Here is an 11,003-nt window from a genome sequence, read left to right on the forward strand (position 1 = left end):
AGAGTCTCAAATCTCCATTAGGATTTTCTTTTTTAGGCCATCACAATCATAGACTTAATGGTCTTACGTTCATCCATATCTTTATAAGCTTGATCAATATCTTCTAATTTATAGCTTGAAGTAAAGACACGGCCTGGATTGATATCACCATCAAGGACGGCTTTTAGTAAAAATTGCTTATCATATGTTGTCGCAGAAGCTGCCCCACCTGCTACAGAGATATTTTGCATAAATGTCGAACCAAGAGCACGATTATTATAGTGTGGGACTCCTACAAATCCCATACGCCCTCCATTATGAAGGACACCTAGCGCCTGTTCTACAGCAGCCTCCGTACCAACACATTCAAGTGCTGCGTCCGCTCCGCCACTGAGAATTTCACGCACCTTGGCAATACCTTCTTGACCTCGCTCAGCTACAAAAGCTGTCGCACCCGACTCCAGAGCCATCTTTTGACGATCTTCATGACGACTCATGAGGATAATTTGCGACGCACCACGCATCTTCGCCGCGATGACAGCACATTGACCTACAGCACCATCACCAATGACCACAACCTTATCCCCTTTTTGAACATTAGCAACACGCGCCGCATGATAGCCTGTCGGCATAACATCTGCAAGAGTCAAGAGGGACTTTAGCATACCTTCTGTGTAGTCAGAAGGTTGTCCAGGGATTTTAACCAGCGCCCAGTTTGCATAGTGAAAACGAATATATTCCGCCTGAAAATCGCCTCCCAAGTTATTACCAATATGATTATCGCAAGAACCGTCAAAGCCAGCAAGACAGGCATCACATTCACCACATCCATGAGTAAAAGGGACAATGACAAAATCACCTGGTTTCACCGTCGTAATGGATTCCCCAGTTTCTTCGACAATCCCAATCGCTTCGTGTCCACTATTTTTGTGTCCAGCTTTCGTTTCTGGATTACGGTACCTCCATAGATCCGATCCGCAAACGCACGCACGAACTACACGAATAATCGCATCATCTGCGTCTATAATTTGCGGACGTTCAATTGTAGCAAGACCAACCTGACCTGCCTTTGTATATACTGCTGATTTCATTTAAATTTTTCCTTCCTTGTAAAGTTTAATTTTGAGATTTAAGCGATTTAAAGCCACCTGTAACTGAGACAAGCGCTCCTCTAATTTTTTCTTTTCCTCTTCTAAAATACCAAGCCTTTTCTCTCGCGTTTCATCCCCCTTTTGGTAGAGAGACATATAGTCAACTAAACTATCTACAGAGACACCTGCCGAACGAAAACACTTAATAAATTCCAGAGCTTCAATATCATGATCTTGAAAATCACGAATTCCAGTTGCAGTTCGAGTAATCGGTGGCACAAGACCAACCCGTTCATAGTACCGAATCGTATCCGCTGAAATTCCCAACAAGTCACTAGCAGATTTAATATTCATACACTAACCTCCTCTCATTCACTGAATTTAAGCTATTCTAACTCACTTATCTTATTATATAATTTTGAGTTGACTCCAAGTCAAGCATTTTGCGTCTAATCGAAAAATTTTTTATCATTATCAGTTCTCTTATTAGCATACCTTTTCATCAATCAAAGAAAGAGGTTGGGGAAAGCGTCTTTCAAATATGATACCAAAGAAACTGGAAAAAAAGTCTTTAAAAGCAAAAAGCGCATAGTATCAGACATTGAAAACCCTTGATACTATACGTTTTTTTGTATGAAGATTTACTTCATTTTCTCTTGAAATTGAGTTTTGTCTCAGCCGCTTTTTCTAGTGTTGATGCCCATGGGATTGCCCTAAGGCTGTTACCTTTCGCTTATGTTGCGCATGATTGCTTTGACTGGTGTCCACTTCGATAGTAATATTCTGCACACCTCTTTCTTCTAAGAGCTGACGTACTTGATTCTTTGTTTCCGTCATCTCCTCCCAATCCTCTAAACAGATATGGATAATAGCATTATTTTCTAGACCATCCATGGACCAAATGCTAAGTTGATTGACACTTTTGACATTGGTCAGAGCCTCCAAATCCTTCTCCAAATCACCTGTCTCTAGTCCTTCTGGCACAGCATCCAGGAAAATCTTGAGTGCGCTCCAAAATCGAGGAATAGCTTTTGTTAGAATGAAGATGGAAATGACAAGCGATAAGAGCGGATCAAGGATATACCAATCTGTAAATCGGAGGATAATCGCCATTAGAATGACAGCCAACCAACCTAGAGTATCTTCCAAAAAGTGCAGGCTCAGAATTGACTCGTTCTTTGTCTTTCCCTTACGAACTACTAGACTAGCTAGCACATTGATACTGACTGCAATGATTCCTAGCCAGAGGACGCCTTCGTCATTAACGGGCTGTGGATTCAAAAGTTTAGTTATATTTTCCAAGATCACTAGAATGGATCCTGTGATAAGAATCACAGCAGTCACTAGGGCCCCTAAAAGACTAAATCGCTTGTAACCCAAGGTGTATTGCCTATCTTCTTCTCTATTTGAGATTGTTTCTAAAAAGGCCGATATGCCGATTGCTATAGCATCTCCCAAGTCATGGATAGAATCAGCAAGAACAGCACTTGAACCGAAGATTCCTCCTGCGATAAACTCAACAATAGCATAGCTTAAATTTAAGAAAAAAGCTACCCAAACAGTATATTTTGCCTTCATCTTTCTCATTCCTTTGTTATAATAGATTTATGAATACCTTGTTCATTATCATTATCCACTAAAACTCAAAGAAAGGATAGAAGCAAAACGTCAGCTTTATTCATTTCTGAACAATTTGCCTCAAGTGTCCATATGACTACCATTGACCGCCGTATCAGCAAAACAAAAAAAGCCATCTATCAAGCTTTTCTACAACTTTTAAACGATAAGGGTTACGAAGCCACTACAGTTCAGGATATCATTGATCTCGCAGATGTGGGACGATCCACCTTTTACTGTCACTATGAGAGTAAGGAACTACTTCTGGACGCGCTTTGCCGCCACCTCTTCCATCATCTCTTTGAAAGAGAGCAACCCATTTCAACTGAGGACTACCTCGCCCACCTCTTTCTCCATTTTCAGAAAAACCAAGACCATATCACCAGTTTACTATTCTCCAAGAATGACTACTTCCTCCGTCAACTCCGGAGAGAGCTGGAGCACCACGTCTATCCCATGCTAACTGATGAGTTTAAAGAAGCACACCCAAGTCTGCCTGCTTCTTACCTCCAACACTTAGTCGTGTCCAACTTTATCGAGACATTGACCTGGTGGCTCAAAAAAGGACAAGACTTTACAGACCAAGAAGTTGTGCAGTTTTATCTAGACCTTCTCATTCCTAAAAATTGAATACAGATTAAAGCTCGGTTGCCTTATTTCTAGGCTACTGAGTTTTTTATCTTTTCAATAATCAAAAAAGCCCAGACGACATTGTCTGAGCGTTCTTCTATATTGTCGTTTAACCAAGTTGAGTTTAGCTTTTCAAGCTATTTCTTCAACAAACCTTGTTCTTGTAGAAACTCCTTGGCTACTTGTTCTGCTGACTTGCCTTCAACACCGACTTGGTAGTTGAGCTGGCTCATCTGGCTTTCAGTAATTTTACCAGCCAATTTATTGAGAACTGTTTCCAACTCTGGATGTTTCTTGAGAAGAGCTTCTTTCATCAGTGGAGCTCCTTGATAAGGTGGGAAGAGTTGCTTGTCATCTTCCAAGACCTGCAAATCATAACGCGCCAATTCCGCATCAGTCGAATAGGCGTCCGTGATTTGAATATCACCTGACTGAATAGCCTGATAGCGAAGGGCTGGTTCCATGGTAGCTACATTGAGATTGAGACCATACATTGATTGTAAGCCCTTATTTCCATCTTCACGGTCATTAAATTCGAGTGTAAATCCAGCCTTCAACTGCCCTTCCACTTTTTTCAAGTCCGAAATGGTCTTCAAGCCATATTCTTGAGCAATCTTTTTTGGAACAGCTACAGCATAGGTATTTTGATAAGACATGGGTTTGAGATAGGCTAGATGATCCTGTTTGGCAATACCATCACGCGCCACCTGATAAACCTGCTCTGGCTCATGACTCACTTTAGGTGATGGTTGCAGCAAACTTTCAGTCACCGTACCAGTAAATTCAGGATAGATGTCAATATCGCCTTTTTTCAAAGCTTCATAAAGAAAGCTTGTTTTCCCAAAATTCGGTTTAACAGTCGCAGTCATGCTGGTATTTTCTTCAATAAGGAGTTTATACATATTGGCCAAAATTTCTGGTTCCGGTCCCAATTTCCCAGCAATAACCAAGTTTTCTTTCTCTTTTTGAGCCAAAAGAGCTGGACTATAAGACAAACCAAGCAATATGGTCACCAAGGCAAAACCAGAGAAAATCGTCCGCAATTTTGCCTTTTCCATCACTTTTAGTAGGAAGTTAAAGGCAATGGCAAGCACTGCGGAAGAAAGTGCCCCAATCAAAATCAGACTGGCATTATTACGGTCAATTCCCAAAAGGATAAAGGAACCCAGTCCCCCTGCACCAATCAAGGCCGCCAAGGTTGCCGTACCGATAATCAAGACCGCTGCCGTCCGAATCCCAGACATCATAACAGGCATAGCAAGTGGAATTTCAAACTTCTTGAGACGCTCCCACCTAGTCATCCCAAAGGCAATCCCAGCCTCTTGTAGACTTGGATCAATTCCCTTGAGTCCAGTGATGGTATTTTGTAAAATCGGAAAGATCGCATAAATCACTAGAGCTGTCAAAGCCGGCAAGGTTCCAATTCCCATCAAGGGAATAAAGAGCCCTAACAAGGCCAGAGACGGGATGGTCTGGAAAATCCCTGCAATCTGTAAGACCCAATCCGCTAACTTCTCATGATATCGAAGATAAACAGCCAAGGGAATCGCTATAAAGATGGCCAGCAACAAGGTCAAAAGTGACAACTGCAAATGTTGAGATAGAGCTGTCAACCAATCACTAAAACGATCCTGAAAAGTTGCAATTAAATTAGTCATGTACACTACCTCCAAACAAGTCTGCTACAAAATCTGTTGCAGGAGCTTTTAAAATCGTCTCGGGATTCGCCACCTGACGAATCTCTCCATCCTGCAAGACAGCAATACGGTCCGCCAATTTCAGAGCTTCATCCGTATCATGGGTTACAAAAATCGTTGTCATCCCAAATTCTTTATGCAATTCTTTCGTCAGAATCTGCAACTGTTTTCTCGAAATAGCATCAAGAGCCGAAAAAGGTTCATCCATGAGGAGAATCTTAGGCTGACCAATCATAGCCCGTACAATTCCAACACGCTGTTGCTCCCCACCAGATAGTTCACTAGGTAAACGATGCCCATACTCAGCTACTGGCAAGCCAACCTTGGCCAAAAGCTCTTCTGTTTTCTGAGCAATTTTTTCCTTAGTCCAGCCCTTCATCTCAGGAATCAGGGCAATATTTTCAGCAACCGTTAGATTTGGAAAGAGAGCAATGGCCTGTAAAACATAACCAGTAGAAAGACGAAGTTCACGCTCATCATAGTCTTTGATACGCTTGCCATCCATATAAATATTTCCATCAGTCGGTTCCAAGAGGCGGTTGACCATCTTGATCATGGTCGTCTTACCTGATCCAGATGGACCAACTAAAACCATAAACTCGCCATTCTCAATCCGTAAATTAACATCTCTCAAGACATCTTTTTCTGTGTAGCGTAGCGCCACATTTTTGTATTCAATCATTCTGTATCCTCAATTTAAAACTTCCCTCTATTGGTCAAGTCTTCTACCTTAGGCATGACTTCCTTATTATCCCAATGTTCCACAATTTTCCCGTTTTCTAGACGGAAGATGTCATACTGGGCATAGGCAACTCCACCAATCTGAGTCTGACCATAGCTAACCACATAGTTTCCTTGTCCTAAGAGTTGGAAAACAAAGTCAAAAGTGGTCTTTACTTATAAACAGCTAATTTGCTCCATTTTAAACCTCATTTTCCTCCTCTTTCAGATTATCCAAAATTCTTTCTTGAAAGGCTTCAAACTGACGAATTTCTTCCTCTGAAAATCCTTTGTAAAAGATCGTATCCAATTTCTGACTGACACGATACCCCACTTCTTTCTGAGACTGCCCCAACTCTGTTAAAACCAAATACTTCTTACGCTTATCTTCTCCACATGGACTAATAGCTACAAGATTTTGTTCCTCTAGTTTTTTAATCATCGTCGTCAGTGTATTGTTAGCAAGCCCAGTCGCAAGCGCAATATCTGTTGCAGTTGCACAGCCAGTTTCACTATTCCATAAAACCGCTAAAATCTTGCCCTGCTCACTCCGATAAAGAGCTTCAGGGTCTTGGCTCAGTAACTTTTGAAAAATCCGCCCATTCAACAAACGAATATGATGGGCTAGCAAATGACTATCCTTCATAACACCTCCAATTTATTTCGATATCGAAAAGAATAAAACAATTGTAACACTCATCGTTCTAACTGTCAACTATTTCGATTTGGAAATAATTTTTCCCAGTAAAAAAATCTCCTACCCAAGGTAGAAGATTTTAATCTTATAAACTTAATCCGTCATGTCCGATACCAAAGTTCGATGCTCCAACGGAATACTGCACATAACTAGTAAGAAAATGAAACCTGACTGAATCCAGAAGAGGGCCAAGTCAAAAATTCCATGTACAGCAACCACTGTAAGGAAAGACAGATAAAGACCGATAATCGGACGTTTCCCCGACTCCTGACTCATATCCATCATCAATCGAACAGGAGCAACAGAAGACAAAACTAATAAAATAGTCCCCACAATTCCGTAACTCAGAATCGTATCGATATATAGACTGTGAGCATGTTCATGATAAGGAGCATTTATCCTAGGATAAGAGTGCATGTAGGTCAATGGCCCCTCACCCCAAAAAGGATTTTGCTTAAACAAGGCCATCCCAGCATCCCAGATAGAAATGCGCTCTTCCATAGAAGAATCCAAAGTCCCCATCCGAACTCCCAAATCACTAGAAAAGAGGAAACTCAAGCCAATCGCGAAGACCCCAATACTAAGCCAAAAGGCCTTCCAGTTTTTAATGGTCGTAAAGAGATAGATGATTGCTCCAGCGATAATAGCAGGAAAGGCAGTTCGATTTTGAGTAAAGTTCAAACCAAAGAGATTCACAAAGCCTGCAATCACACAGAATACTTTCAACCAATTCAACTTGGTCGTTGTAAACAGATAGAAGGCAATCATGATACAGAAACAACAAATAATTCCATAATAATTAGGATTAAAGAAGGTCACTTCTGCTCTATTCTGATGCCAGACCTGCATATTGGGTGAAAGAAAAGCATAGTTGAATTTCTTCACAATTTGGAAATGTTCTAAACTCGCAAAAGCAGCTGACAAGACGCTACCAAACAAGACGAGCTGCAAAATCAATCGAAAGAATTTATGTGATAAAATCGACTGATAGTGCAAAAAGAAAACAGTAAATAGAAAAATTCCTACTGAAGCCACAAGACCCATCCAATTTTGTGCAAAAACGGATATAACAGTACTATAGCCAAGAAAAAGAAGCAGCATCGGATGCTCCCCCATTTTCTGAAGAATACTTTTCATGTCTCCTGTAAAAATCAAACTAATAATATATAAACAGAATACAACTACAAAAAGATAAAAGGGTAAAAAGATACTCAGGATAATTCCCAATAAAATCAGCTCTTTACTAGACAACCCTTTCAGCTTTTCAATAAAGCCTATTGATTTCAAAATGAATCCTTTCTCTCCAAATCAGTTGATTCAGATAATAGTAAGCTACCCTATATTGTACCACTTTTTTAGCAATTTGAAAACAAAGGAAACGTTTACTAGGTAAAAAAGGGAGCAAAAATACTGATATTTCAAAACTCAAACTTAATGACTAGATTTACTATAAGGAAATCATACCGTAAAGACTAGGTATATGTTAAAATAGTAGTAATATAATAAAGTTTTGACCAACTATCCAAACTATATTTAAATCATTTACAATTGCTAAAGAAAGGAAACAATATGAAATCCTACCAAGCCGTCTACCAAATTCTAACTAAAGAAACCGACTATGTCAGCGGAGAAAAAATCGCAGAAGAACTATCACTGACCCGAACATCAATTTGGAAAGCCATCAAGCGTTTAGAACAAGAAGGCATTGAAATTGATAGTATCAAAAACAAAGGCTATAAACTGGTGAATGGGGATCTTATTCTTCCAGAACTTCTAGAACAAAATCTTCCAATTAAAATCAGTTTTAAACCCGAAACAAGATCAACACAACTCGATGCAAAAGAAGCAATTGATTTAGGAAATGAAGCAAACACCCTCTATCTAGCTTCCTATCAAACAGCTGGCCGAGGCCGTTTTCAACGTTCTTTCTACTCACCCCAAGGTGGCATTTATATGACACTCCATCTCAAACCAAATCTTCCCTATGACCAATTACCATCCTACACACTACTTGTAGCAGGAGCTATCTACAAAGCCATTAAGAACCTAACTTTAATAGATGTCGACATAAAATGGGTCAATGATATCTACCTCAAAAATCATAAAATTGGAGGAATCCTCACTGAGGCAATGACGTCAGTAGAAACTGGCTTAGTCACAGATATCATTATTGGAGTAGGAATCAACTTTACTATCAAAGACTTCCCTCAAGAATTGAAAGAAAAAGCTGCTAGTTTATTCAAAGCTCCAGCACCTATTACCAGAAATGAATTAATCATAGAAATCTGGCGTTCTTTCTTCAAAACGCCAGCAGATGAGTTATTATACCTATATAAAAAACAGTCATTCGTTCTAGGAAAAGAAGTGACTTTCACACTAGATCAAAAAGACCACAAGGGACTTGCTAAAGATATCTCTGAAAGTGGAAAACTTTTAGTTCAATGTGATAACGGAAAAGAAATCTGGCTCAATAGCGGAGAAATTTCACTCAAGAGTTGGAAGTAAAAAAATACAATTATAAAAAAACTCCAGATGAGTAATTCAATTAAGTTCAACACATCTGAAGTTTTTTATATTATTAAAATGGATCTATTATTCCAAAAAACAAAAAGGCTCTATAATATTTGTAGTGGGTAAATCCCCTATAAATATTATGGAGCCTATTTTTGTGTAGAAAAAAAGTCCCATAAGATCTATAATGAAAAGCGACGAAACAACTCATTAGAAAGAATCATATGGAACCATTACATTTTATCATAAAACTGCTCGATATCAAAGACCCTAATGTCCAAATTATGGATGTTGTTAATAGAGATACCCACAAGGAAATCATCGCTAAACTGGATTATGAGGCCCCATCTTGTCCTGATTGCGGAAGTCAAATGAAGAAATATGACTTTCAAAAACCGTCTAAGATCCCTTACCTCAAAAAGACTGGTATGCCTACTAGAATTCTTCTAAAAAAGCGCCGTTTCAAGTGCTATCAGTGCTCGAAAATAGCGGTCGCTGAGACTCCTCTAGTAAAGAAAAATCATCAAATCCCTCGTATCATCAACCAAAAAATTGCTCAGAAGCTGATTGAAAAAACTTCTATGACCGATATTGCCCATCAGCTGTCCATTTCAACTTCAACTGTCATTCGCAAGCTCAATTACTTCCGTTTTAAGCATGATTTTTCTCGCCTTCCACAGATTATGTCCTGGGATGAGTATGCCTTCACTAAGGGAAAGATGAGTTTCATTGCGCAATATTTTGACAGTCTCAATATCATCACTGTTCTTGAGGGAAGAACACAAGCTATCATCCGGAATCACTTTCTGCGCTACGATAGAGCAGTCCGATGTCAGGTGATAATCATTACTATGGATATATTTAGTCCCTACTATGCCTTAGCTAAATAGCTTTTTCCATGTGCTAAAATCGTTCTGGATCGTTTCCATATTGTCCAACACTTGAGCCGTGCTATGAGTCGTGTTCGTGTCCAAATTATGAATCAATTGGAGCAAAAGTCTCATGAATACAAGGCTATCAAGCGTTACTGGAAACTTATCCACCAAGATAGTCGGAAACTCAGCTATAAACGTTTTTATCGCCCTACTTTTCGCATGCACTTGACGAATAAAGAGATTTTAGACAAGCTTTTGAGCTATTCAGAAGACTTGAAACACCACTACCATCTCTATCAACTCTTGCTATTTCACTTTCAGAATAAAGAACCTGAAAAATTCTTCGGACTCATTGCGGACAATCTAAAGCAGGTTCATCCTCTTTTTCATACTGTCTTTAAAACCTTTCTCAAGGACAAAGAGAAAATCGTCAATGCCCTTCAACTACCCTACTCCAACGCCAAATTAGAAGCAACAAATAATCTCATTAAACTCATCAAACGCAATGCCTTTGGATTTCGGAACTTTGAAAACTTCAAAAAACGGATTTTTATCGCTCTGAATATCAAAAAAGAAAGGACGAAATTTGTCCTTTCTAGATATTAGCTTTTCTTCAACCCACTACAGTTGACAAAGAGCCCATAAAATCGACAATATATAAAGATTTTAGCTTTTCTTCAACCCACTACAGTTGACAAAGAGCGCAAAAAAACTTCAGATAAGTAATCCAATTAAGTTTTACAAATCTGAAGTTTTTATTCTACTATTCTTAAAAATACAAAAAAAGAGAGTTATAAACCCTCATTCAAACGGAGAATAAGGGATTCGAACCCTTGCGCCAGTTACCCGACCTAACGATTTAGCAAACCGTCCTCTTCAGCCTCTTGAGTAATTCTCCAATTAATGGGCACGAGTGGACTCGAACCACCGACCTCACGCTTATCAGGCGTGCGCTCTAACCACCTGAGCTACGCGCCCAAGTTAAAAACTTGGTATTTTGAACAAAGTTCAAAGCGGGTGACGAGAATCGAACTCGCGACAACAGCTTGGAAGGCTGTAGTTTTACCACTAAACTACACCCGCATACATACTATTAATAAAAATGGCGCGAGACGGAATCGAACCGCCGACACATGGAGCTTCAATCCATTGCTCTACCAACTGAGCTACCGAGCCTTATTGCGGG

Annotated in this window: 9 protein-coding genes, 4 tRNA genes and 2 pseudogenes; 3 read left to right on the plus strand and 12 right to left on the minus strand. The window is 39.6% G+C overall.

Annotation, left to right across the window (positions count from 1 at the left end; genetic code table 11):
* Positions 1-32 precede the first annotated feature (32 nt).
* The 3 genes from B7703_RS06925 to B7703_RS06935 form a co-directional block, all read right to left on the minus strand.
* Positions 33-1,070: a zinc-binding dehydrogenase gene (locus B7703_RS06925; protein WP_004259103.1), complete on the minus strand. Its 1,038-nt coding sequence runs from the start codon at positions 1,068-1,070 to the stop codon at positions 33-35.
* The gene (nmlR, locus tag B7703_RS06930; RefSeq protein ID WP_001022624.1) at positions 1,071-1,424 is read right to left on the minus strand and encodes a stress response transcriptional regulator NmlR; all 354 of its coding nucleotides are present in this window, start codon (positions 1,422-1,424) and stop codon (positions 1,071-1,073) included.
* 333 nt (positions 1,425-1,757) lie between these two features.
* Positions 1,758-2,648, minus strand: a complete 891-nt coding sequence (locus B7703_RS06935; RefSeq protein WP_000645152.1) for a cation diffusion facilitator family transporter — start codon at positions 2,646-2,648, stop codon at positions 1,758-1,760.
* Between the two features lie 132 nt (positions 2,649-2,780).
* Between B7703_RS06935 and B7703_RS06940 the strand changes: the two genes are divergently transcribed.
* Positions 2,781-3,317: a TetR/AcrR family transcriptional regulator gene (locus tag B7703_RS06940; protein WP_000207362.1), complete on the plus strand. Its 537-nt coding sequence runs from the start codon at positions 2,781-2,783 to the stop codon at positions 3,315-3,317.
* Positions 3,318-3,454: 137 nt separating this feature from the next.
* Here the strand turns inward: B7703_RS06940 and B7703_RS06945 are convergent, their stop codons facing one another.
* The 5 genes and pseudogenes from B7703_RS06945 to B7703_RS06965 all read right to left on the minus strand — a co-directional run bounded on the left by B7703_RS06945 (position 3,455) and on the right by B7703_RS06965 (position 7,718).
* The gene (locus tag B7703_RS06945; RefSeq protein WP_033684815.1) at positions 3,455-4,975 is read right to left on the minus strand and encodes an ABC transporter permease/substrate-binding protein; all 1,521 of its coding nucleotides are present in this window, start codon (positions 4,973-4,975) and stop codon (positions 3,455-3,457) included.
* Positions 4,968-5,696 carry an ATP-binding cassette domain-containing protein gene (locus B7703_RS06950; RefSeq protein WP_004259046.1) on the minus strand — a complete coding sequence of 243 codons (729 nt, stop codon included), beginning with the start codon at positions 5,694-5,696 and terminating at the stop codon, positions 4,968-4,970. The genes B7703_RS06945 and B7703_RS06950 overlap by 8 nt, the downstream gene beginning before the upstream one ends.
* 14 nt (positions 5,697-5,710) lie before the next feature.
* Positions 5,711-5,902: pseudogene (locus B7703_RS06955) on the minus strand (nuclear transport factor 2 family protein); the annotation flags it as partial.
* Between the two features lie 34 nt (positions 5,903-5,936).
* On the minus strand, positions 5,937-6,380 hold the full coding sequence (locus B7703_RS06960) for a MarR family winged helix-turn-helix transcriptional regulator (RefSeq protein ID WP_020903524.1): 444 nt from the start codon (positions 6,378-6,380) through the stop codon (positions 5,937-5,939).
* 144 nt (positions 6,381-6,524) lie between these two features.
* Entirely contained in the window at positions 6,525-7,718 is a 1,194-nt protein-coding gene (locus B7703_RS06965; RefSeq protein WP_023946034.1) for an O-antigen ligase family protein, read from the minus strand.
* 282 nt (positions 7,719-8,000) lie between these two features.
* On the opposite strand from B7703_RS06965, the gene birA reads away from it, so the two are divergent.
* A complete protein-coding gene (gene birA / locus B7703_RS06970) occupies positions 8,001-8,936 on the plus strand; it encodes a bifunctional biotin--[acetyl-CoA-carboxylase] ligase/biotin operon repressor BirA (RefSeq protein ID WP_023946033.1) in 936 nt (311 codons plus the stop codon).
* A 230-nt stretch (positions 8,937-9,166) separates the two neighbouring features.
* A pseudogene (locus tag B7703_RS06975) lies at positions 9,167-10,423 on the plus strand (ISL3 family transposase).
* Between the two features lie 204 nt (positions 10,424-10,627).
* On the opposite strand, the gene B7703_RS06980 reads toward B7703_RS06975, so the two are convergent.
* From B7703_RS06980 to B7703_RS06995, 4 genes are all read right to left on the minus strand, one after another.
* Positions 10,628-10,715 (minus strand) — tRNA-Ser (locus B7703_RS06980).
* A gap of 6 nt (positions 10,716-10,721) precedes the next feature.
* Positions 10,722-10,795, minus strand: a tRNA-Ile gene (locus tag B7703_RS06985).
* A 34-nt stretch (positions 10,796-10,829) separates the two neighbouring features.
* Positions 10,830-10,900, minus strand: a tRNA-Gly gene (locus B7703_RS06990).
* 20 nt (positions 10,901-10,920) lie between these two features.
* Positions 10,921-10,993 (minus strand) — tRNA-Phe (locus B7703_RS06995).
* Between the last annotated feature and the right edge of the window lie 10 nt (positions 10,994-11,003).

Source organism: Streptococcus mitis (assembly GCF_002096735.1).
Lineage (GTDB): Bacteria > Bacillota > Bacilli > Lactobacillales > Streptococcaceae > Streptococcus > Streptococcus mitis_CZ.